Origin of the sequence: Alkalinema sp. FACHB-956, from assembly GCF_014697025.1 — a bacterium.
Classification (GTDB): Bacteria; Cyanobacteriota; Cyanobacteriia; order Leptolyngbyales; family Leptolyngbyaceae; genus Alkalinema.
On the sequence record NZ_JACJRC010000023.1, the window covers coordinates 20,523 to 45,348 of the forward strand.

12 protein-coding genes are annotated in these 24,826 nt (G+C 50.1%); 2 read left to right on the plus strand and 10 right to left on the minus strand.

Going from position 1 to position 24,826, the window contains the following annotated elements:
- Positions 1 to 25: 25 nt before the first annotated feature.
- From H6G21_RS19680 to H6G21_RS19720, 9 genes are all read right to left on the minus strand, one after another.
- Positions 26 to 895 (minus strand): TIGR04325 family methyltransferase, encoded by an 870-nt coding sequence (locus H6G21_RS19680; protein WP_190575122.1) that lies wholly within the window; start codon positions 893 to 895, stop codon positions 26 to 28.
- A gap of 2 nt (positions 896 to 897) precedes the next feature.
- A complete protein-coding gene (locus H6G21_RS19685; RefSeq protein WP_190575123.1) occupies positions 898 to 7,938 on the minus strand; it encodes a polyketide synthase in 7,041 nt (2,346 codons plus the stop codon).
- A 1,822-nt stretch (positions 7,939 to 9,760) separates the two neighbouring features.
- Positions 9,761 to 10,909, minus strand: a complete 1,149-nt coding sequence (rfbB, locus tag H6G21_RS19690; protein ID WP_190575124.1) for a dTDP-glucose 4,6-dehydratase — start codon at positions 10,907 to 10,909, stop codon at positions 9,761 to 9,763.
- 135 nt (positions 10,910 to 11,044) lie between these two features.
- On the minus strand, positions 11,045 to 12,118 hold the full coding sequence (locus H6G21_RS19695; protein ID WP_190575125.1) for a glucose-1-phosphate thymidylyltransferase: 1,074 nt from the start codon (positions 12,116 to 12,118) through the stop codon (positions 11,045 to 11,047).
- A gap of 30 nt (positions 12,119 to 12,148) precedes the next feature.
- Complete coding sequence (rfbD, locus tag H6G21_RS19700; protein WP_190575126.1) at positions 12,149 to 13,123, minus strand: dTDP-4-dehydrorhamnose reductase; 975 nt, start codon at positions 13,121 to 13,123, stop codon at positions 12,149 to 12,151.
- Complete coding sequence (gene rfbC, locus H6G21_RS19705) at positions 13,120 to 13,680, minus strand: dTDP-4-dehydrorhamnose 3,5-epimerase (protein ID WP_190575127.1); 561 nt, start codon at positions 13,678 to 13,680, stop codon at positions 13,120 to 13,122. The genes rfbD and rfbC overlap by 4 nt, the downstream gene beginning before the upstream one ends.
- 472 nt (positions 13,681 to 14,152) lie before the next feature.
- A complete protein-coding gene (locus H6G21_RS19710) occupies positions 14,153 to 14,914 on the minus strand; it encodes a hypothetical protein (RefSeq protein ID WP_190575128.1) in 762 nt (253 codons plus the stop codon).
- A 155-nt stretch (positions 14,915 to 15,069) separates the two neighbouring features.
- Complete coding sequence (locus H6G21_RS19715; protein ID WP_190575129.1) at positions 15,070 to 16,446, minus strand: TIGR03790 family protein; 1,377 nt, start codon at positions 16,444 to 16,446, stop codon at positions 15,070 to 15,072.
- Between the two features lie 78 nt (positions 16,447 to 16,524).
- Positions 16,525 to 18,663, minus strand: coding sequence for a PA14 domain-containing protein (locus H6G21_RS19720; protein ID WP_190575130.1), 2,139 nt, complete (start codon positions 18,661 to 18,663; stop codon positions 16,525 to 16,527).
- 31 nt (positions 18,664 to 18,694) lie between these two features.
- Here H6G21_RS19720 and H6G21_RS19725 point away from each other — a divergent pair, with 31 nt between their 5' ends.
- Positions 18,695 to 18,883, plus strand: coding sequence for a hypothetical protein (locus H6G21_RS19725; RefSeq protein WP_190575131.1), 189 nt, complete (start codon positions 18,695 to 18,697; stop codon positions 18,881 to 18,883).
- 695 nt (positions 18,884 to 19,578) lie between these two features.
- On the plus strand, positions 19,579 to 20,985 hold the full coding sequence (gene dacB, locus H6G21_RS19730; RefSeq protein WP_190575132.1) for a D-alanyl-D-alanine carboxypeptidase/D-alanyl-D-alanine-endopeptidase: 1,407 nt from the start codon (positions 19,579 to 19,581) through the stop codon (positions 20,983 to 20,985).
- 211 nt (positions 20,986 to 21,196) lie between these two features.
- On the opposite strand, the gene H6G21_RS19735 is transcribed toward dacB, so the two are convergent.
- Positions 21,197 to 24,682: a TM0106 family RecB-like putative nuclease gene (locus H6G21_RS19735; protein WP_190575133.1), complete on the minus strand. Its 3,486-nt coding sequence runs from the start codon at positions 24,680 to 24,682 to the stop codon at positions 21,197 to 21,199.
- Positions 24,683 to 24,826: the final 144 nt, after the last annotated feature.

The window sequence follows — 24,826 nt, forward strand, 5'->3', positions numbered from 1 at the left end:
AAACGGCTACTTATGCAAATGATCCCTAGCCTGCGATCGCCTGACGGAAATAAAATCCTTGGTAAGCCTCGACAAAGCGATCGGGATGAAAGGGAATCGTACAGGTGCGATCGATGCACCAGCGATCGACGAGTTGATAGCCTAAGGCTGCCAAGTCCGCCACAAACTCCCCCTCGTTCTGAATCTTATAAGGCGCGTAGGAACCCCAAAGATTTTGCAGCGTGATGTATTGAGCACCGCGATAGAACGGAACGTGATTAATAATCAAATGGCGGGGTTTGACAGCTAAGGGACGCAAAATATCCGCCAGGGATGGTTCCAAATATTGCAACGTACCGCAGGTCAGCAGAATTTCCTGTCCGTCGGCTGCTTCAAAGCCACTGGTGTAACTCAGTCCAGGGCTAGGAATCCGCTGGATTAACCCCTGGCCCACCTTGACCTTTTCTGGTACATCGCAGACCTGCCACTGTAACCCTGCGGGGTAGGGAATTAAGCGGCGGTAAGCATAGTAGCTTTGCCCTAAATTCCCGCCCAAATCAAACACCGTCTTGCTATCGGTAAAGGCATCCCGTAACCAGACTAAGACCGGATAATCGATCGGCTGAAAGGTGTTTAAATCCTCTAGCTTCAACGTTTGAGCCTGATCAACCCCATGTAACGAGGCATGGTTATAGCCTGCTTGTATGGTTTTAGGAATCGCCTGCGTTGCCTCGGCAAAGGAGGAAAAGACCCCCCGATAGGCATTGGCGGTTCTGGGAAATACCCGGTGGTAAGCATAATAGTCCGCCACGATCGGGAGCTTACTCACTAAGGTTTGCAGCGCCGCCTTGACCGAAAAGGTTCGACGATGGGAATAGTGGGCGCGAGGCTGCCCCGGTACTGAGCCAACGGTCATGATTACACCCCTTGTAATTGCAGATATTTACCAGGCCGCTCCGGATCGGGCACAAACCAGGCCGGATTGCCCTGGGGATCGCGGCCTAGGCGCGCACCGGGCTGAGGCGGTTGGTTGCGATCGCCTTGCACGCCTGTTGTTCCCGGTAAAAGCCCTGCCGCTTGCAGTTCCGCAATACTGTCCTTAAAGGCACGGGTCACAAATTCGATCTCTTCATCGGTGTGGGCCAGGGTGAAGAAGCAGGGCCGATGTTCCCAAATGTGCACACCCCGTTCCCGCAGTAGGTAGAACAACAAACTACCGTAGGTGGCTTCGGGGGCGTAGGTGACGTAGAAGAACGAGCTAAAGTGGGCAATTTTAATCGGAGCTTGGACGCGATCGCAGTATTGTTGCAGATGGGTTGCAAAGCGATCGACCTTCGCTGCCAGCCCCTGTTGCAAACTGGGACCTGCTGCTTGCAGCCGTTGCAGCACGACTTCCGCCGCCGCCAACGCCATGGGGTGCCGCACAAAGGTTCCCGCAAAGAACGTCACACCCACTTCCGGGAAGGAAGCATCGCCAAACTGCCATTGCCCCCCATCCAATGCATCCATAAATTGCGATTTACCCGCCACGACGCCAATGGGTAGCCCACCGCCAATCACTTTGCCATAGGTCGCTAAGTCCGCCCGAATGTCAAAGTAGGCTTGGGCACCACCGGGATGCACTCGGAACCCTGTCACCACTTCATCAAAAATCAATGCTGTCTCCGATGCCTCCGTCAGCACGCGCAAATCCTTGAGAAATTCTCGGGGTTGCAGTTCAGGGCGACGGCTCTGCACGGGTTCCACTAGAATCGCAGCCAAATCATCGGCCCGATCGCGGAGGATTTGTAAGGATTCCGGGGTGCCGTAATCGAGCACCAGAACATTTTCAAACATCGAGGGCAGAATCCCAGGAGCCGCAGGCAGCGATCGCAGTTTTGGCCCACTGCGAACAATCACTTCATCAAAGGTGCCATGGTAGCCCCCCGCAAACATGGCGATCGTGCTGCGTCCGGTGACAGTACGGGACAACCGCATCGCCGCCATCACCGCTTCCGACCCGGTGTTACAAAAGGCCACCCGCTCCATGCCCGTGATTTCTGTGACCATCTTGGCCACCCTACCCGCCAGCGGCGTTTGCGGGCCAATTTCAATCCCGGCATCCATTTGCGCTTTGACGGCATCGGCCACAAAGTCCGGTGACCAGCCAAAGAAGTTCAACCCAAAGCCATTGGTCAAATCAATATATTCGTTACCATCCACATCCCAGAGCTTGGAACCCTTGGAACGATCGGTGACGATGGGATAGACAATTTCCTTCAACAGTGGCATAAAACCGGAAACCGTACGCGGGTCGGCTAAATAACGACGATGTTCTTGGGTTTGTCGTTTGGATTCCACGGTACGACGAACATAGCGCTGGATGATGCGATCGAGGGCGGCCTGCTGCTCGGCAGTAAGGGTATGATGACTGGTTTTTTCGATTTTGGCCCCTGGCCCAAAGTTTTTCTTGGGTGGTGCTGTCTCTGCTGCTGCGTCTTGGCCATTAGCAGATCCCTGGGTAGCAGCTTGGGGGAGAACAGCGTTTACATGCCCGTTAGAGGTTCCATTGGGACTCCCATTCGTCCTGCCGTTGGTCGCATTTTTCCCAGAGTCATGACTCGCGCCATTCGTTATCCCAAGGGGCGAGGAAATTGCCCCATTCGTGACTGGCCCATTCGTGACTGGTCCATTGCTGACGGGAGGTTGAGCGATCGCACCCGCACTGCCTACTCCATTTAAAATGTGCAATTGCTGCGCCATGATTTGTAACTGTTGGGCAATCACCGCTTCGATCGCGCGGGTTTGTTCCGGAGAGGTCGCCGCGCTCGGGCTGTAGGAACCATTGCCGTTACCATGACCATTACCGTTGCCATTGCCATTGCTAGGGTTGACCACAGGGGCAAAAGAAGTGATTGGTAATCCAGGAACCATCACTGGCGCGGATGGAACTGCAGGAGCCAGGGTCGGTGTTGGGGTCGGTTCCTCAACCGTCGTCGGAGCCGGGAAAGCATCCACAGATAAGAAGCGATCGAGGTGTTCCGATAGACGAGCTAAGTTGGGGTAATCCTCGAGTAGGTTGCGGAAGGTCAGTTTGACTTTGAACTTTTTCTGCACCGCCAACGCCACCTGGGTCAAGGTCAACGAATCCATACCCAAATCTAGGAAGGTACTCGTCAAATCTTCGCTATCCAATTCAAACCCAGAGGTTTCTTCAAAAACTTCTTGTAACAAAGGAATCAAACGTTTAACACGGGGTTCAGCCATAGTAGAAATCACCTCAGGTGGGACGGCAGGAGAACTCAATAGAGAAACTACAGGCAAAGCGTCTATGCCAAACTCGGCGGCAGCCAGCATTGGCTCCGGCCCGATCTCAGCGGGGGAATCCACGGGAACGGCTGGTTTGGGATCAATCCAGTAGCGTTGCCGCTCAAAGGGATAGGTGGGCAGAGGCACCCGGTGACGGTACTCATCGGTATAGAAAGCAGCCCAATCGATCGCCACCCCCGATAACCACAAATGCCCGATCGCTTGCATTAAGCTGACCCATTCCCCCTCATCGTCGGCACTGCTGCCCAGGGAGGGAATGGCGATCTGCCGCTTGAGATCCTTGGCCTGCTGGCGAGCCAGGGTGGTTGCCGTCGTCCGGGGACCCACTTCCAGCAACACCCGTTCTGGCTGTTGCCACAGGGTTTGCACCCCCTCCGTAAACCGCACCGTTTCCCGTAGGTGGCTAGCCCAGTAGAGCGGATCGGTGGCTTGCTCATCCCGAATCCAATCCGTCGTCACCGTGGACACAAAGGGAATCTGGGGCGGGGAAAGCTGGATTTGTTTGACCAGTTCTGCAAAGGGCGCAACCACTGGCTCCATCATGGGGGAATGGAAGGCGTGGGAGGTGTGCAAGGGTTTACAGATAACGTCCTCCGCTTCCAATTCCGCTTGCAATTTCGCCACCGCTTCCGTCGGCCCTGATACCACACAGAGGGCGGGGCCATTAATCGCCGCGATCGCCATGTCTGCCGTCAACCGAGGTGCAACTGTTTCCGCTGGCAGCCTGACCGAGAGCATGGTTCCCGGCGGCAACTCCCACATCATCTGGCCTCGGGTGGCTACCAGCTTCAGTCCATCCTCTAGGGAAAACACCCCCGCTAGACAAGCTGCCACAAATTCACCAATGCTATGACCGATCAAGGCGGCTGGCTGTACCCCCCAACTAATCCACAGTTGGGCCAGGGCGTATTCGATCGTGAATAGGGCCGGTTGGGTGTACAGGGTTTGTTTGAGCCGTGCCGCTGCCATTTCCGCGTCAGCTTCGGCGGGGTAGAGGATTGCCCGCAGGTCGCAGCCCAGCAAGGGTTGGAGAATGGCAGCACAGCGATCGACCGTTGCCTGAAAGACGGGTTCCCGCTGGTACAGATTTGCGCCCATGTGCAAATATTGCGAGCCTTGGCCGGGGAACATGAACACGACTTCCGGTGGAGATGGCTGTGGGCTACGGGTGGCCGGACGCTGGGTTTCGCTGGGTGTTAAGGCCGCGATCGCCGATGCTACATCACGACCGATGACGAAGCGCCGATGCTTCCAGCCTTTGCGTCCCTGTTGCAGCGTATAGGCCACATCCGCCAAGTTGACTGCCAAGTTCAATTCGGTCGCTTGCGAGAGAAAGTCCCGCAGGTTGTCCGTTGCCCGATCGAGGGCCGTGGGCGTTTTGGCGGACAGGAGCAACAGTTGCACCGGACGGGAGGGGCCAGAGGGCGGTACGATCGGGGCTTCCTCCACAATCACATGGGCATTGGTGCCGCCCACCCCAAAGGAACTGACGCCGGCCCGCCGGGGTGACTCACTGCGCAGCCAAGCTTGGTTGTGGGCATTAACGTAAAACGGGCTCTGGGCAAAATCAATTTGCGGGTTGGGGGCCGTAAAATTCAGGCTGGCGGGTAGTTGCTCGTGGTAAAGGGCCAGCGCCGTTTTCATCAACCCGGCCACCCCTGCCGCTGCCACCGCATGGCCAATGTTACTTTTAATCGACCCGATCGCGCAGAATTGCTGCCGTTGGGTTTGCCGTTGGAAGGCTTGGGTCAGGGCTTCTACTTCGATCGGGTCACCTAAGGGTGTTGCCGTGCCGTGGGTTTCCACATAGCTAATGCTTTCCGGATTCACCCCCGCCATGGTTTGGGCCTGGACGATCGCCCTAGCCTGCCCTTGGACACTGGGGGCGGTAAAGCTGACCTTATCGCTGCCGTCGTTATTCAGCCCCACACCTTTGATTACCGCATAGATGAGATCGCCCGCTTCCAAGGCATCGGCCAACCGCTTCAGCACGACAATGCCCGCCCCGCTATTGAACATTGTCCCCTGGGCCTCGGCATCAAAGGGGCGACACCGGCCATCGGGGGAGAGCATACTGCCTTCCTGGTAAAGATAGCCCGTATTCTGTGGCGTGGTGATGGAAACGCCGCCTGCCAAGGCCAAGTCGCACTGGTGACTCAGTAATCCCTGTACCGCCTGTCCCACGGCCACCAGGGAGGTGGAACAAGCCGTATTGATGCTGACGCTGGGACCTTGCAGATTGAGTTTGTAGGCAATGCGGGTGGTGACAAAGTCCTTTTCATTGGCCAGCATGGTCTGGAATGCCCCGATGCGATCGATGATTTCTGGCCGCCCGCAGAGATGCCGTTCAAAGTAGGTATTCTGACCAGACCCAGCATAGAGACCGATCGAGCCGGAATAGGTATCGGGATGATAACCAGCGGTTTCCAGAGCTTCGTAGGCCAGTTCCAGGAAGACCCGTGCCTGAGGATCCATCACTTCCGCTTCCCGGGGGCTAATGCCAAAGAACGCTGCATCAAAGTCTTCCGCGCCAGAGATCGTCCCCCTAGCCCGGACGTAGTTGGGATCATGGCGTAGTTCGGGGTCAACACTGGGGTCGATCTCGTCTGGACTAAAGAAGGTAGTCGATTCAACGTTATTAACAAGGTTTTGCCAAAACTCCGCGATCGAATTGGCACCCGGAAACCGTCCGACCATCCCCACGATCGCAATGCCTTCGACTGCGGTTGAGAGGGATGACGGGCGCTGTCCTTGGGGCGATCGTTGCAGGGGATGCTCCCAAGGGCTGCCCGACTTCTGTTGCAGTTGCACCAAATACGCCGCTAGTGACCGTATCGTTGGGTATTGGTATAGTTTGACCGCACGCAGATCAAGATTAAATTGCTTCTGAATACGGGTCACCAGTTGTAGTCCTAGGAGCGACGTGCCACCCAGATCGCAGAAATTTTCATCCACGCTGACTTGGGACAGTCCTAGAATTTCGCTCCACAATTCCACCAGCTGCTGTTCCGTAACATTTTTCGCACGCACCAGAGAGGACACAGGGGTCGATCGCTCCGGTTTGGGAAGAGCCCTGCGATCGGCTTTCCCGTTGGGTGTCAGGGGAATTTTATCGAGAATTACGATTGCCCCTGGAACCATGTAGTCTGCTAACTGGTTTTGCAGGGCTGCTCGGATGGTTGGGATCTCTAATATTTGCTGGGGCTGCGCCGTCAGGTAGGCAACTAGTTGTTTATCACCGGGTCGATCCTCCCGTACCAGCACGATCGCATCCCGCACCCCCGGTTGCTGACTGAGTACCGTTTCAATTTCCCCTAGTTCAATGCGGTAGCCACGAATTTTGACTTGGTGATCAGTCCGACCGATAAACTCCAAATTACCGTCAGATAGATGGCGTACCAGATCGCCAGTTTTATAGAGTTTGGCTTGGGGATCAGCCTGGAATGGATTAGGAACAAAGCGCTCTGTAGTCAGGTCAGGTCGGTTGAGATAGCCGCGCGCTAAGCCATCACCGCCGATGTACAACTCACCGACCGCCCCCATTGCCACCGGCTGCATTTGGTCATCCAAAACATAGACCTGGGTATTGCCGATCGGGGTCCCGATCGGGATGGAAGTCCAAGCGGGATCAAGGGGGCGAGGAATACGGTAGCAGCAGGTAAACGTCGTACTTTCCGTGGGGCCGTAACCGTTGATTAGCTGGGTGTCCGGCAGCAAAGTTTGGGCTTGGCGAATGTGGGCAACGGATAGGGCTTCCCCTCCGGTCAGTAGTTCCTTCACCCCTTGCAAGGTTTCCGGCGCTTCCGTGACGATCGTATTAAACAAGGCTGCCGTTAACCACATTGTTGTAATGCGATAGTCTCGAATGATCTGCCCTAACGTCTGGGGATCGGGCAGACCATTTTCGGGATAGAGCACACAGCGACTCCCGTGGAGCAGCGCTCCCCAAATTTCCAACGTTGCCGCATCAAAGGACACAGGAGCCAATTGCAGGAACGTTTGCTGGCCATCTAGGGGCGTATAGGTTGCACCGAATACTAACCGCAACACGGCGCGATGGGGAATGGCAACGCCCTTGGGTCGGCCTGTGGAACCAGATGTGTAATTAACGTAGGCTAGATTTTCAGCGGCGATCGGGACTTCTGGAGCTTGGGAATTGGGGGGTGCATCAACTCCCCAGCCAGCATCCAGACAGAAGATCTGAGCCTGGGTCGGAGGGAGCCGATCTCGCAAATGGGATTGGGTCAGCAGCACTGGAGCCTGACTGTCTTCCAGCATGAAGGCCAAGCGATCGGTGGGGTAGGCGGGATCGAGCGGTACATACACCCCTCCTGCTTTCAGGACACCCAAAATTGCCACCATTAATTCGATCGATCGATCCATTGCGATCGCTACAAAGGTTTCGGTTGTCACACCTAATACTTGTAGTTGTTGTGCTAAACAATTGGCACGATCGTTCAGTTCACGATAACTTAAATGGATCTCATCTGATTCTGTAGAGGATGGTAAGATGACTGCAACAGCATCGGGTTGGTGTCCGACCTGAGATTGAAAAACATGATGAATACAGCTATTGGAGGGATAGTCAATATTCGTCTGGTTCCAAGGGAAAGAAGCGCATGAATAGCTGGATTCCAAAAGATTTCCCATGTTCACTGTCCTAAAAAAAATCTTGAGCAACTAATTGGCTAATATTCAATTGAGTGATTAACGGGTATAGAGCAAGCAGTACCAAATATTACTGGTGATTTTGTTCTACATAAAACAGTGTGAACTATAAAAATAGAATGTGATTGTTTTCACAAATCACTATGTCGCAAGCCGATAGCAGTTTGGCTGATGGTGGTTTGATTGATCCTGAAGTTAGAGAGGATTCTACTTCATCCATCTCTCAACCGTGTTCCACCTATATTTTTAATATCAATTTATATATCCATACAGCGACGTTAGTGCAGTATTGTTGACGTCTTGTTATCTAGTTGTCATTCAATGATGTCAACGTAATGCCATCGGTGTAATTGTGCTAATGCTATGCCATTAATGTGATACAGTCAATTTCATTTATAGATATCTGTCTACGCGATTCAACCGAATTGTACTTAACCCATGTATAGATGCGGATTGGCTAATAATGCGAATAAATTGACATCAACGACATCTAAACCATGGATATATGTCTTAACGCTAAAAGACGCTCCCAAGGCTAATGATTAGTCATTTAGGAGATGCAATCACTCATGGATGCCATAGTTCTCCGTTGGATTACAATCATCACTTAAAAAATCCTTCGTTGCAGAGTTAATCCTCGCAAAATCTATCATCATAGAGTGCTTGATAAATCAGTATCTAGGTTTTTTCGACTAAAAAACAATCTCCTTCTTTTTATCTTTTTATCTTTCAAGTAATTAAAAGATAGTGGATATTAATCAATGTGAGTCAACATCCTCTAGATAGATCAGCGATATACTCTATGCAATAGCCAACTAAAAAAGAGAAATTTCCTTGGAGAAAGTCAGGAACAAACTAGGTATCTCTCATGTCTACAGTGAAAGATATGGATACCAAAGAAAAGTTGGTTTAAAGTTTCATCCTTCAGAATCAATCAATCAAGATAACCAAATTGAGCAGGAAAGCAGGAGCAAAACTATTAGACTCAGGAAGAATTCTAATAGTAGTAAGAAAATAACATTCTTGCTCCTATCTTTGTAGCGGTCTCTTAGAGAGATTCATCTAATCTTCATGCACCTTTGGACACACTCAATCAAGTTCAACAACCAAATTTATTCAAAAAACGCTCTATTTTAGGAAATTATCCCGTTTCAAAGCCCTATCATCTGTACTTTTTGAATGATTATCCTGAAAATAAAATCAACTCAAAGTTAACTCTTTTTTTACTCGCTAATAGAAGAATATGAATTTATGTTTGTCAAATTTTTGATGCTCTCTTGACTCCATCTCGAGGGTGATTTTTTGTTTCTATCTATCCCCAGGAAGATGTAAAAAATAAATTTTGAATCGAAATTTTGAATTCATAATCATAGATTTGATACCTCTTGTCATCAGCTTAACTGGGCTGTCCTCCACGTGATTTCTAGTCCTGATGTGAAGAATTAATCTGACAAGTTAAAGGGGTATAGCTACAGCAATCCAATCTGATTCATGAGCCTATTCTGGCTCAAAGTATTGCAGTTTCTGGAGGATTCACCCACAATTTTTGTCGGATATCTGATGCTAAATGAATTTTGATAGATCACGCTGAAATTCTAGCAAGGTGTACATCATCCTAAGGGCATAAATTAAAATTGAGCAAACCAATCTAAATCAATTTCTATAAATTTTTGTTCATTGATTCAGTAATTTTCCCCTTGTCATTTAGATTTGTCCCTAAATAGCGGTAAAAGAATGGTGGTCGAAGTGGAACCCATTACAGTTCCACTATCAACTCTTTCTGCCTCAGACAACGAAAAGAATACTATCGCTGGACGACGTACTCCTGTGACAGACCTTCTGGGGCTGCATACACCTGTTGGTAATAACGCTGATAATCCTCCGATAACAGCGGTTGCCACCAGTCACGATTGTGTAAGTACCACTCGATCGTGTGTCGCAATCCCTGTTCAACGGTCACTTGGGGCATCCAACCCAACTCTCGCTGAATTTTGCTGGCATTGATGGCATACCGTCGATCGTGCCCTGGGCGATCTTGGACAAAGGTAATCAAGTTTTCCGCAGGGCTGACGGGTAAATCAGGGCCCCGTTCATCCATGACTTGACAGATCAAGCGTACCAGTTCGATGTTTTTCACCTCATTGTTGCCACCAATGTTGTAAGTCTCGCCCGGTTGTCCCGCATGAATGACCCGATCGAGTGCCGAGCAGTGATCCCCCACGTACAGCCAATCCCGTACATTCTGACCATCGCCATATACAGGTAACGGTTTACCGAGCAAAATATTGATGCACATCAACGGAATCAACTTTTCGGGGAAGTGGTATGGCCCGTAGTTATTGGAGCAATTGGTAATCAGCGTCGGCATCCCATAGGTGTGGAAATAAGCACGGGCAAGGTGGTCGCTGCCTGCTTTGGAGGCCGAATAGGGACTATTGGGTGCGTAGGGTGTGGTTTCACAAAAGGCGGGATCTTCTGGGGCAAGGCTACCGTACACTTCATCAGTGGAAACATGCAAAAAGCGATAGCGATCGCGCCCCACTTGGGCTACATCGGTTTGCCAGTGGTGCCGAAATGCTTCTAATAACGTAAACGTCCCCACCACATTGGTTTGGATAAAGCTGCCTGGGTTGAGGATCGATCGATCGACGTGGGATTCCGCTGCAAAATGGGCCACGGTATCGATCGCTTCTTCCTGCAACAGGTTTTGTACCAATACTGCATCGCAGATATTACCCTGAACAAAGCGAAACTGCGGTTGATTTTGTAAAGCAGCTAGATTATTGAGATTCCCCGCATAGGTTAATGCATCCAGTACCACCACGCGATCGTTGGGATATCGCTTACACCAATGATGCACAAAATTAGAGCCAATAAAGCCTGCCCCTCCAGTGATCAAAATCCGGCGATCGCGATGGGAAGAAGATTGAGAAGCAAGGGGTTCCTTTGACATAGCAGACTCCAGGTCACAGACTCCAGTAACAGACTTCAAGTAACAGGCTTTATTACAAGTAACAGGCTTCAAGTAACAGGCTTCAAGTAACAGGCTTTATTACAAGTAACAGGCTTCAAGTAACAGGCCCTAGGACTATACCAACTCCACATGGGAATCATCGCCAATCATAAAACGCAGCGCTTTGGGACGGGATGGCGCTTCCGTTAGCTTGGCTCGCTGCCCAATCACACTATCCACAATCCGTTGATGAATGCCCTCCACCTTAGCGCCTTGAAGTAACATACTATGTTCCAAGTCTACCTCCCGTAGGATGACGTTATCGGCAATGCTACTGTAAGGGCCAATAAAACTATTTTCGATATGGCAATTTGCACCAATGGCAACGGGGCCGCGAATGGTGGAGTTAATAATACGGGTACCTTCGCCGATCTGCACTCGACCTAGGACTTGGCTACGATCGTCTACGATCCCGTTCACGACCTTTGTTAAGCGGGTATCTAAGAGAATCCGATTGGCTTCCAGCAAATCATCTTTTTTTCCAGTATCCAACCACCAGCCTTGGAGTTGCCGCGCTTCGATCGATCGCTGGTGGTCAATCAGGTCTTGGATGGCATCGGTAATTTCCAATTCACCCCGAGCCGAGGGTTGAATCCGCGCGATCGCCTCATGCACGGCTGCGCTGAAGAAATAGATGCCCACCAGTGCCAAGTTAGAAGGTGGGTTTTTCGGCTTTTCCACTAATTTCAGGACGCGCCCTGCACCATCGACCTGCGCCACCCCAAAAGCTGTGGGATCACTAACTGCCCGCAGCAAAATTAAGGCATCTAAGCTACGTTCCTTGAATACATTGGCAAAGTCATGGAGCGGATCGGGAATCAGGTTATCCCCCAAATACATAACAAAGGCTGAATCACCGAGGAAAGGCTGAGCGGTTTTCACTGCGTGGGCCAGTCCTGCTGCTTGCTCCTGGAGAATGTAGGTGATATTGGCCCCAAAACGATCGCCGTTGCCCGTTTTTGTCCGCACTTCCTCGCCGGTTTCGGGGCTGATGATAATGCCAATGTCCGTAATGCCTGCAGCCACGATCGCTTCGATGCCGTACCAAAGCACAGGTTTGTTAGCAACGGGAACCAGTTGTTTTGCCCCCGTATAGGTGAGCGGACGCAGACGAGTGCCTTTACCACCGGATAAAATTAGGGCTTTCATAGGGTCTCCAAAATGGGATAACAAATCGGTTTAGGCGTCAGATGAGGAATCAGAAGATGCGGTCGGGGCTGCAATCATCAAGGAATACTGCTGGAGCATCGATCGCAGGGCCTGTCGCCAGTGACGAGGGGGACATCCTAGAATGGGCCACAATGGGCGGTGATCGAGCACCGAATAGGCAGGACGACGGGCAGACGTGGGGAAATCCGCAGTAGTAATAGGTAGAATACGCTTGGTCAGAACCGGCAAGCCTAGGGCCTCAGCCTCTTCCAGAATCGCTACGGTAAAGTCATACCAACTGGCGACCCCGCTATTGGTGAAATGGAAAGTCCCTTGAACTACAGGTCGATCGTATTCAGGTGCGCCAGTTCTGTTTTCTGCGCTAGGGCTAGCTCTGTCCCGATCCCAGGTAATCAATTGACCTAAGGTCTGGGCAATATCTGTGGCCCAAGTGGGGCTGCCAATCTGATCGGCCACAATACGCAACTCTTCTTGGGTTGAACCAAGGCGTAGCATCGTTTTAACAAAGTTAGTTTTACCATGAACCCCGTAGACCCAAGCGGTGCGCAGGATCACATGACGATCGCCCACTTGCCGAATTCCCATTTCGCCAGCTAGTTTCGATTGACCATATACGCTCAACGGCTGTGTCGAATCCTCCACGCGATAGGGGCGATAACTATATCCATCAAATACATAGTCGGTGGAGAGATGTAGGAGCAATGCATTGAGTGCTTGGGCTTCTTGTGCAATTACTGTTGGCGCGATCGCGTTAATTTGGTTGGCTAATTCCGGCTCACTTTCTGCTCGATCGACCGCTGTGTAGGCTGCAGCGTTGACAATATAGTGGGGTTGCCATTGACGAATACTTTGCCGAATCTGCTCGACTTGGGTGAGATCGAGAGTCTGGCGATCGAGGGAAATCATTTCCCCGAGGTTAGGCAATATTGCTTGTAGTTCCTGTCCGACTTGTCCTGCTGCGCCGATCAACAGAATTCGGGTCATGTATCCACCTCTTCTGCGTAGACGTCTGCGGATTGAAAGGACTGACCTGCTTGATCTTTAGCAGATAAGATCGGATCTCCAGAAAAAGGCCACTCGATCCCAATCTCCGGATCATTCCACAGAAGGCTGCGCTCATGCTGTGGTGCATAGTAATCTGTTGCTTTGTAGAGCACTTCGGCCACTTCAGACAGCACCACAAAGCCATGGGCAAACCCAGGGGGTACCCAGAGTTGGCGGTAATTGTTTGCACTTAAATGACAACCGACCCACTGGCCAAAGGTAGCTGACAATTTTCGCAAGTCCACCGCCACATCATAAATTTCCCCCACTACAGCCCGAACTAATTTACCTTGGGGTTGTTGAATTTGGTAATGCAATCCTCGTAGGACGTGTTTTCCTGATCGCGAGTGGTTATCCTGTACAAACCGGGTCTGAATCCCGGTTGCTTCATGGAAGACTCGTTCGTTATAGCTTTCTAAAAAAAAGCCGCGATCGTCACCAAAGACTTTAGGTTCTAGAATCAGAACCTCAGGAATCATTGTCGGAATCACCTGCATAAAGTATTCACACTAAAAAAAAGACCCAGAAAGTAGGAAAACACATAAGTCAAGTGCAAGAAGCAAGTTCAATCGGCAAGTGCATCTGACTTTCCCATTGTTAGGAAGGTGTCTAACCCAACGCCTCTAACGCAATCAGACTACAATTTTTTTTTACTCAATTGTTCAAATCTAAGTTTTTAAATTCAATTTTTTACACTCTTTGGCATCCAAATGATTTGATAGATAAAATCTTGGACATTATTTTGATTGGCAATCATCCTGTCTAGTTTGATTTATGCAAATCATCTATCGTATGACATAAGTTAATGGGCTTTATTGAAAATTTGTAGATCCCCTAGATTGACTGACGCTTTCATGCCTGGGGCTTGCAATTGCGATCGTGGGCAGAATCATATTTTGGCTAAGGCATGTCTTGCAACAATCATGTCTTAGCCAAGTTATGTCTTAGCCAAGCCATGTCTTAGTCAAGTCATGTCTTAGCTAAGTCATGCTGACGATCGGCCAAAACCCATGGGCGGTCAGCCAATCTTGGAAAAAGAATTCCCACGATCGTCCGTCTCCCGTTGGCCGTCATCCACCCATAGATTCCCCCTAAAATTGCCCCTTCACACAATTGCGCAAGGACATTGGGCATTATGCTGGTTGTCAGTCCATCTGCGACCAGCGCCCCTAGCATCCATCCCACACTACTCCAGATAATCCACCAGCGCAGCTGTCGCAAGAATTTCCAGGAACGTCGGACGGAGATGATTTGAGTCATCGCTAGAATGGCACCCATGAATGCGCCGGCGATTGCATCTGCACTATAACGACTCATTCCCCAAACGACAGCTAGCGGAAGATAGGGAAATCCAGCAAGATTGATTGCACCATATATCCAATGGCAGAGAAGTAACGAAATTCCACTAGCCAGTAGCCAGCCGAAGGCGGTCCCTAGCATCCAACGTAGCCAAGCACTTACTCTAAAACGACTGGGAGGCTGGCTAAGCGAGGGCAATCGATCTCGCTTACCTCCTTGAGATAGCGCCCAGCCTTGCATCCCCCCTAGGCAGAGTCCTGTGATAGTTGTTCCCCCTAGCCAACCCAATAACCAAAACCAACTCGTTCCTCCCAAATCTCCGATCGTGCGATGGAACATCTGCCCTAAGGGTAAACCCATCGCCAAGGCCATCATGCAGGCTACACTCCATGGGAGTAATTGGGGCGATCGTGACTGTATCTGTTGATTCATACTTGAGGCACTCCGAAGAACATATAGAGCATTTCCGGGAAATATCTGGGAAATATCTGGAGAATCTTGGAAAAATACCAGAGGAATTAAGAGAAAACACAGGGAACGCATAAGTGGCAACACTGTGGAAGCTGTTGCAGCAAGCAATCATCGCTCTAGGACTCTTTGTAGGCATGGGCAGGCAAGTTGATTGATGTTGCCTGGGGCTGAGTCTGGGGATCAAACACAACAGTGGCTAAGGGATCACCCAGAACAATATCGCGCCACCCGATAAACCGAATCGATCGGTAAAACGCTGTGGCCAAATTTGCACCGGAAAAATACGCCTGAAACAACACTGTGGGGGAGCCGATCCCTTGGCGTTCCGGTTCATCGACGTAGCCCCGTGCGCCCGTCAGGCCCTGGGAGTCCCGCAGCAAATCGCCAATCAACGACTGTCCAGTTCGGGTCGGAAAAAATGTACGTCCGCTGCTGGACACTAACGTATCCGCGATCGCCCCCGATCGAAACTTGAGACTCTGGTAGTTCTGGCGATCGAAGGATTCATCATTAGTCCCCCAGGAGGCGTAGCCCAGCAAATTTTCCCCCGTGATAAAGGACTGCTGAGGGGCCATGGTGACTTGCAGTTGGGGAAACTGCTGTTGAATCTGGATTTTTGCTAACTGGAGATCGTTATTGTAATCCTTGTCAAAGGATTCCCAACTGCCCTTCGGCTGCAATTGGCACTGGGTCGGACGATCGAATCCGCAGGACTGGGGATCGAAAATATCAATGACGTTGGACTCCCCTGTACTTTGGTTATGTCCGTTGGGATCTAGCAAAACAGTGCCATTCAATGCAGGGCGGGATTGCAAAGCGCGATCGACCAAAGCCAGCGCATCTTCCTCCCGATAGCCATCCAGCCGAGTCACTAAATACCCACCGGTTAGCCGATGCTCAAAGGAATAATTTTGTCGCCAATATAGATTCGGGGTCAATAAACCGAAAATGGTTTTACCCGTTAATTGTCGGTATTCTGTATCTCGAAATTCGATCGGGGGAATTTTGTAATCCAACGCCGCGATCGTTGAGTCGAGGGATTGATTTTGGCGAAGAAACTGACCTTCTACTTCTCGGTAAGGCACCTCTTTAATTCGTAGCGGGACTCCCTTGGTTAACACAATGTACCGAATTTGATCCTGCCAATGCCTCCGTGCCAAAAATTGTCGCAGTGGGACTTCGACTTTTTGTTGGTAGGTTGCGTGACTAATGGATTCAAACACCGGCAAAAGGGTGCTATCAGGTAAATCTAGGGTCAGGAGATGATCGCGAGGAATCCGTCGCCGATGCATATAGTACTGAGCCACGCGCAAGGATGTGGGACTATTGCGATTCGCTACGACCATCACCCGATCGACCTCTGGATGGATCCACCCCATGGGATTCGCCCTAGACTGCGCAATGCCCAACCACAGTAATCCCATCCCTAAAACAAGGCATCCCAACAGACTGCCTAAAGCTGCGACGATGCGCCGAAGACGTAAATAAGCCATCTGAATCACTCATTCAAAAGTAGAAAAAACAAAGGTAAAAATCAGTTGGACAGTGACCGCCCTGCTTTAATCCATTCGCTAGGGCAACCCATTGACTGACCCGCCGTCCAATCCTGGATTAGGGAGTGCAGTTGCTTTCAGCCAAGCCGCTACAAAATCGCTCGCTAGGGCTGAGGGCTCTAGGGGAATCGTTGTGAGCCAGAAGCTCCAAGCTACGCGATCGGCTGCGGTCAATGGCTGCGCCATCACAACATTGGTCAACCAACTATTGAGGGATTGACCCGCCGTTGGGAGTTCGGAGCTGCGTTGGTTCAACCATTGCCGACTCCAATCCACAACCCATTGAGAAAAATCAGTGGGATCGACTGGCGGTGGGGTGGGAGGCGCAGCGAAAACGAAGGAGCCGATCGTGGCCGCAGCAACAAAGTTGTTCTGACGATCGCTGACTTGTTGAGGATTGATGCGAATATTGTAGGTACCCACCGCCGCTGCATTCCACAGTCCGGCTGGAGCCGTAATGCGGTAGATCCCGGTCACTACTTTATTGTCAGGACTGGGCACAATACTCACCACGTTTGCTAACTGTGTAAAGTTATTGGGCCCTGTTACTGTAATATCTTGATTTTCGATCGAGCTCAATAAAATCCCGCTCGCATCCCGATAGGTCACGGCAAAGCTGTAATCCTGAGTACCCAATTCGATCGCCGAAGTCAAGAGTTTTAAGGTCGCGGTTGGAGCAGTCAGATCAACCTGTAAAGCCCCCAGGGCGATCGCTCCCACCCGGTTTCCCAGCACATCACTGACTTGATTAGCTTGTAGATTCAACCAATACTGACCTGAATCGGCCTCATCCCAGGTGCCGCCGGGTGCATCCCAACGGTATGTTGCGACTAGCGGACTACCATCAGTCGCTGAACTCACACTAATGAGCTTTGCCGGTTGCAGATCTCCCTGCGGCCCCGTCACGACAATATTCCGATCGCCCAAGGTCGTTCGACTCACCCCGGTCGCATCCCGATAGGTCACCGTAAATTGGTAACTAGTACTCCCAGCGCTGACAGCAGCCAAGGGATCTAATTGAACCGTGGGTGGCAGAAAGTCTACGGAGAAATTGGCCAATGTTCCAGGACTGGTAAAGTTACGATCGAGATCGCTCAAGGTTTGGGGTTGCAGCACGATCGCATAATTCCCGGAGTCGGCCATGTCCCAACTGCCCCCTGGCGCTAGGATGCGATAGGTCGCTGTAATGGTTTCGGCATCCCGATCGCGACGGAAGCTTAGCCACTGTACAGGAATGGTTGTGTTATTGGGGCCAGTGACAAGCAATGCCTCATAGAGCGAGCTTTGCTTAACGGCCAAGTTGTCCCGATAGGTCACGGCAAAGCGATAGTCATTCCCCCCTGCAACGATAGGGGCTAACCCATTGACCTGTGCCGTCGGAGGCGCAAAATCAACACGAAAAGTTCCTAGGGCACCCGCCGGAATGAAGTTACGATCAATATCACTGACTTGATTGGCTTGTAGGTTCAGGAAATAGATACCTGTATCAGCCTCATCCCACAAACCACCAGGTGCATCTATACTGTAAGTCGCAACGAGGATCCCACCCGTGGCGTCTTGGCTCAGATTGACGACCTTGGCTGTTTGAGCGTAATTATTTGGCCCTGTTACAACAAGGTTATCATCGCCAATTGTGCTGCGCTTGACTGCTGTCGCATCTCGGTAGGTCACACTAAAGCGATAGTCGCGATCCCCAAGTTGAGTGATGCTTGCTAAGTCGGTAGAAGCAGTAGGAGCGGTTACATCGGGGAGTAAGAAATTGGATTGCGGAATAATGTCCTTGGCTTGGGTCGGACTAGACCACAACAATTGTACGATCGCCCCACCAAAATTTTCATAATACTCTAGGCGGATATCATACTTTTGTCCTGCAACCAGTGTAATAGTTCCCTGATCTTCTGTTAGGGCGTGTTCCGTCCAATTGTTAATTAACAGTTGACCATTCACCCACAACCGAATTCCATCATCGGATTTTGTATAAAAGGTATAAGTCTCGGAGCTGTTAGCAATCACTGAACCTGACCAACGCACTGAAAACAAGTCGGTCGCCAACGCTGAATCCGGAGAGCCTCCCCCCCAATCAAAATTAACGGTAGAATCCGATCGCGTTAACTTCAGTTGCTCAAAGTTAGATCCGGCATAATACTGTCCTAGCAATCCACTCAAAGGAAGAGATTCTGAGGCCAAAATGGATGCATTGGCGGAAAGGCTAGGCGATAGGCTGGATGATAGTGGTGGGCCTAATAGCGGTAAAGATAATGTTGTTAATCCCTCATTGCTGCTGGATGAATTACCGAAAGAACTGGAATTCAAAAAAAATCCGTTTGTGGAAAAATCCCGATCGCTACTCACCATAGTTCAATCTCTTTTGGAATGAATCCTTTGTAATTTGTGCATACTCTGGAGATGCCCTGAGCATTCATTAAATTCAAAAAAATCTATCTCAAGATTGAGGAATTTTTCAGAAAAACATCCAACTAAATAGGTTTAACAGACTTTATTTCGAAGATGGATTGATGCATCTCTGCTAATTCAAATAAATGAAATAAAGTCAATAATTCTAGCTGGTGATTTCCGGGTTTGGTAGCTAACAAATCTAATGGTTTCAAGCACGTTTTTAGAATACTGTATTTTGAATAAATTCGAACTGCTTTCATGTTTAAAATATTCTATTGCTATTTTGAAAGATGCCATTTTGAATGCGGATCTATTTGAATGCGGATCTGCAACCGCCTAACAGATTTGTTGGATGAGCTGATACAAGTGTCTTGTACTACGATCGGGTTGCAATCAAAGTTAAAAATCGAGAATCGAATCTAATGTAGTACAAGACGGATGAAGTGGAACCGTATATTGGAAATTATTGGAAATAGTTGAATGCTCTCTGCAACAACAAAGCTCGTAACACCGCAAATCTCAGCCAATTACGATAGAGCAAGATTAATATAGAGGCTGACGCATAGCCTCAATACTCCCATGGAGCAGCACCGATCCCAACTTCTCTCCTTCAGACTGCCCTGCTTCCTCAGCCTAGGTTGTTTAGTCCCTCTAGGTTGTTTGATCCCTACTGTCTTGTTTAATCCCGCTCCTGCGATCGCCCAGGTTTGTCCGGTGCAATTGGATAGCCAGGTAAAATCCGTCCTAGGACGCATTCCCAATGGACGGTGGGGAATTCTCGTACAGACCCAAGCCCCCGCAGGCCAGCGGCGCAACCTGGTCAACCTCAATGCCAGCACGCAACTAATTCCTGCATCCAACGCCAAAATCTTGACGACTGCCGCGGCCTTACATCGTTTGGGGGCAGACTATCGCATTCAAACCATTGCAACCGGCAACGCGATCGGCCCTAACTTAGCAACACTACGAATTATGGGCCAAGGCGATCCAAGCCTGACAACCCAGCAATTATCCGCTCTGGTAACCCAGCTTCAGCAGAAGGGCATTCGGCAAGTGGATCGACTGATTGGAGATGAAACTTATTTTCAAGGACCAACGATCAACCCAAATTGGGATGCAGAGGATATCGGTGAAGCCTATGCCGTTGCCACTAACGCCCTGATTTTAAATCAGAATGCGATTAACCTTACCCTATTTCCCCAAAAAGTGGGGCAGCCTTTACAGGTGCAGTGGGAAGATATCACCGATCGCTCGGATTGGACGTTGGTCAATCGATCGAAAACCGTCGGAGCCAATGCCGGTGAGTTTGCCAATGCTTACCGCAAGGGGTCTAGCATCGTCATTGATGCAGCGTTACGTGTGGGGTCTGACTCAGAATGGGTTGGGATTGCCATTCCTAATCCTGGGAACTATTTAGTCCGCAAGTTTCGGAATTTGTTAACGCAGGCGGGCATTCAAGTGAAAAGCTCCACGTTGGTGCAACGGAAAATGGCACCTCCCGGCGAAGTTACCTTGGCAACAGTCTCTTCTCCGCCCCTCTCAGAACTGCTCTATGAAACGAATCAGGAAAGCAATAATACCTATGCGGAAGCGCTGCTGAAAACCCTAGGAAAACAAAGCCATGCTAGTTCTAGAACAATTTCCGGTAATGCAACGCAGGATGGTATTGCAGCAGTCAAGACAAGTCTTACGGCCTTGGGGGTAAATGCTAATCGATATAGCTTAGTGGATGGTTCAGGATTAGCTAGGGGAAATCGAGTCAGTCCCGAAGCCTTGGTCCAAACCTTACAGGCGATCGCACAGTTACCCACAGCGGAGATTTACAAACGATCGCTCCCCATGGCAGGCATGACTGGTACCCTAAAAAATCGCTTTCGAGGGACCCCAGCCCAAGGGGTTGTACTGGCTAAAACCGGAACGATCTCCGGTGCAGTTTCGCTCTCAGGCTATATCACGCCCAAAAACCATCCCCCTCTGGTTTTTAGCATCCTTGTCAATTCCGCTGCCGCACCTGCCACGGTACGTCAAGCGATCGATGATGTAGTTGTCCAATTATCTCAGTTAACGACCTGCGATCGCTGATGACAATTGCTAATCACAATTGCTAATCACAATCGCGGGTCGTCATTTCTGATCATAAGTACCGATCACAAGTACTGATCACAAATACTGATCAAGAGAGGCATGATCGATCGATTGAGATAAGTGCTCAATGATCGATATGATTCAACCTTCTATCAGCAGCATTTCTACAGCAATAGAGATGCAATCTCAGAATTAGTAGGGACGAATGTTAAACAACCGATAATTTACAAAATAAATTAACGAGTTTGACTTCCTCCAGGGTAGAACACATCGTTTGAGCTAAGAACGGACTCCCCACGACTAGGGATAAACATTGAGCACGGGAGATGGCTACATTTAAGCGGTGCCGATTGAGCAAAAACTCCAAGCCACGGGGAATGAGATTGCCCCGACTGGCACACATCGACACAATCAAGACGGGGGCTTCTTGGCCTTGAAACTTGTCTACAGTGCCAATTCTAGCCCGATCGCGTAGCCGACTTTGGAGCTTCCGTACCTGCAAATTATAGGGCGCAACGACCAAAATATCCTCCGGCTGAAGGGTGTGCTGCCGTTTCCCCCGATCGCTGACAAACGATCGACCCAGTAATTGATTAATCACTTGCTCAATGACTTGGATTTCTTCCTCACTCGCCTGTTGATTGCCTTCATGTTCCACGGGGATAAACAAAATCCCATGGCGCTGCGGCTGGATGATTGGATTTACGCCTTGGCCCAGTAACCAGTCCTCCACTTGATGGGATTGGGTTTGTCGATCGGCCTTTAGGCGACCTTCGTAAACCGCATCGGAAATGAATCGACAAATGCTCGGATGCATCCGATAACTCGTATCTAGAAAAATGCCTAAATCATGGGGAATCGTCGCACGACCATTGAGAAAATAGTTTAAGGCTGAGAGACCACTTTCGCCGGGATGGGTGCCTTGGGTGGGTTGCTCTAATTGCATCGGATCGCCCATTAAAATGAGATTATCCGCACAACGGGCGATCGCGACCAAATTGGCTAACGATAGCTGCCCCGCTTCATCGATAAATAGGTAATCAAACTGACCGATCGCCGCTTCACGGCTCAATTGGTAGGCCGTTGCTCCCACCAGTTGATACTCCGGCGGCAGGGTGGTATCAACCTTTTCTTGAAACCGAATCGAGGCCGCTTGAAAAACCTCATCGGTGCGATCTCCACCAATTTTGGCCCCTTGCAACAGCAGCCCCTCCGCTTCCGCCAGTTTTGCCACTCGTGCCAGGAGATTGGTGATGACTTTATGGCTATTGGCACAGATCGCGATCGATTTACCCAAGGCCAGTAGCTTGACAATCACCTGGGCAGCGGTATAGGTCTTGCCACTGCCGGGGGGGCCTTGAATACAGAGGGTGCTGCTTTGTAGGGTGGTCGCAATCCGCAGCGTCCCTTGGAGTAAAGTTTCATCGGAACGCAGAAGGGGTTGACCCAGAATATGACCTGGAATACGCGGCGGTTGACGCTGGAGAAAATGCTGCAATGCAGGCGGCAGTTGCTTAGAGTTAGCCCATTGTTGAACAGTTTGCAAAACCGACTGGCTTAAGATAGTGGAATCGATAAAGTTACAGTCGATAAGACTGGTGCGCTGCGGTGGACTCCAACCAGGGGCAGACTGTTCCAACTCCTTCAAGCGTTTTTCTGAAATGCTAATGGTTGCAATCCCGGTTTCCCGACCGAGGCTTTCTAACTTACAGTTCCGCAAGGCTTGCTCCGGCGCAAACCAACAGGTTCCTGATTCTAGTTTAGTTTCCTGATTAGGATCAAAGCGATATTCATAGGCCAGCGATCGACTGCGTGGGCTGGGTTTAAAGGGTGGGCGATCGGTGCGTTCGAGTCCGGCTAAGCAATCCAGCTCATCATATAAATCAGCTTCATCGGCCACCAGCCAACTAAACCGTTGCCACCAGAAGGGTTTGCCTTCCCGTTGATGAAATTGCAGCAAGTGTGCCAGTAGTCTCTGAATGCAAGCTTCTTCTGAATCATCCTCATCCGATAGCTGGGATAATAACGACTCTGCCAACTCAGCGGCTGTAGCTCCGCGATCGTTGGGGTTTTCAGCTTCTTTTGGAAGACTTTGATTTTGATTGTTCACATAACTAATTTGCTGTTGATTTTGCAGTTCTCGTAACCAATCTACTAAGTATTTAGTCGATTCACAATCCGTCCGGTTGTAGTCACGAATGTCCTGCAAAATCTTGGAGTCATCTGGGGTATGACCATCCTGGCTCTGCGTCCAATAAAAATACTGGAGAACCGAGTCATTGGCGGTTTGCACTTCTCCCGATCGCTGACAGTGATAGAGGGGCTCTAACTTTTTAATGGAATAGCTGGGCTGACCCACGCGGAGACTTTGGCGCACAATCTGATACAGATCAACGAAAACGCCCGATCGTAATAAATCATCGACTTGCGCTTCACGGGTCGCATATTTTCCCATTAAGCGTTTGAGGGCGATCGTTTCGTAGGCGGCATAGTGATAAATATGCATGGACGCATCCCGTTGCCAGCGATCGTACACCCAATCGATGAATCCTTCAAAGGCTTGCTTTTCCTGGAAATTGTTATGCGCCCACCAGTCATAGAACTGAAGTGTTACCTCCGCAGGGTGGGCTCCACAGGTATCCGCATGACTGGCTGCGGGGTTTGCTTCGACACACACTGCGCCGAATAAATATTCCAATCCACCGGGTGCTAAGGGATATCCCTCCATGTCAAAATACACATCCAATGGACTTTGGGGGGGCAGCAAGGCCAGTCCTTGATTGGGTTGATCGGGTTGGGGCTGAACTAAACAATATTGGACTTGACCTATTTTTAACGTGGCTTTCTGTAATTGTGCTTGTGTAACTAGACGCGATAATGCGAGTGGATCTAAATTAGTGATTCTTTGCGTCTGATCTAGGTTAGCCAGTTGTTCGACAGTGGTAATGCCTGCCGCTTCTAGTTTACGAATTTGACTACCAGTAATATTTGCCACGAGGGATAGATGATCTCGATCGTGCAGGATGTGTTCTGCATAGTCTTGCCATCGGCCATGGCGATCGTCCCCCGGTTCGGGAATGGGCGGTTGGTCTGGGTTAAATCCATCCATAAATTGCAGGAAGGATTGCCTCACCCGTTTGTAGTAGTAGAAAAATTGTTCTGTGGGATAGGAGGCAATTTCGCCACTGCCTAACAACAGTCGAAATTCCTGGGGGCGTTTCCCTTGAATGGCCTCTAATAAATCGCAATAGGTACAGGCTTGCAGCACAAAATCGGGCTTAGGATTTAGCGCTAACTTACATTCCAAGGGCACATAGCTCCAACTGCCCAATGGGGAAGGCTCCTCCACCCGAATCAGAAAATCGGCATAGCCCAGGAAGCCATCCCCTCGCAGGGCCGCTTGGTAAATATAATTTCGTCCAGCTTTCATGGCGGCTAGAGTGGCCTCAAATCCCCCCTGATGGTGAACCATGCAAACGTCCGCGCCCGTTGATTGCAAAGACTGCAAAAATTTGTTTTCGTGGGCTTGGCCAAGTTGGCGCAGGACGGTGAGGAACTCGTCTTGGGTCGCCGGAGCAGGCAGAGCCTTGGGTTGCGCTAGGGCCAAGCGATCCATCCAGCTAGCAAATTCACTTTGGTGATATTGGATTAAGTCTGCTGGTGAATAGATGAGTTGATGATTGTGATATTGCATCGGAAACCGACTACTTGAAATCGCGTATCCTAGCAATGTTAAGCGAGAAATAATCGCCTGAACATCTTTTTAGGCTGTGTCAAAAGGTCAGTATTGAGCTTAAGCTGAGCCCAGTCATATCAACCCATTGGGCCTTCGCAGCGA

Excerpts from the sequence above, each read along its gene's own strand:
- rfbC (WP_190575127.1), bottom strand. The coding sequence starts at position 13,680 with ATGCAGGTGATTCCGACAATGATTCCTGAGGTTCTGATTCTAGAACCT.
- rfbB (WP_190575124.1), bottom strand. The coding sequence starts at position 10,909 with ATGTCAAAGGAACCCCTTGCTTCTCAATCTTCTTCCCATCGCGATCGC.
- H6G21_RS19685 (WP_190575123.1), bottom strand. The coding sequence starts at position 7,938 with ATGGGAAATCTTTTGGAATCCAGCTATTCATGCGCTTCTTTCCCTTGG.
- H6G21_RS19695 (WP_190575125.1), bottom strand. The coding sequence starts at position 12,118 with ATGAAAGCCCTAATTTTATCCGGTGGTAAAGGCACTCGTCTGCGTCCG.
- H6G21_RS19680 (WP_190575122.1), bottom strand. The coding sequence starts at position 895 with ATGACCGTTGGCTCAGTACCGGGGCAGCCTCGCGCCCACTATTCCCAT.
- H6G21_RS19735 (WP_190575133.1), bottom strand. The coding sequence starts at position 24,682 with ATGCAATATCACAATCATCAACTCATCTATTCACCAGCAGACTTAATC.
- H6G21_RS19715 (WP_190575129.1), bottom strand. The coding sequence starts at position 16,446 with ATGGCTTATTTACGTCTTCGGCGCATCGTCGCAGCTTTAGGCAGTCTG.
- rfbD (WP_190575126.1), bottom strand. The coding sequence starts at position 13,123 with ATGACCCGAATTCTGTTGATCGGCGCAGCAGGACAAGTCGGACAGGAA.
- H6G21_RS19725 (WP_190575131.1), top strand. The coding sequence starts at position 18,695 with ATGGATGCATTGGCGGAAAGGCTAGGCGATAGGCTGGATGATAGTGGT.
- H6G21_RS19710 (WP_190575128.1), bottom strand. The coding sequence starts at position 14,914 with ATGAATCAACAGATACAGTCACGATCGCCCCAATTACTCCCATGGAGT.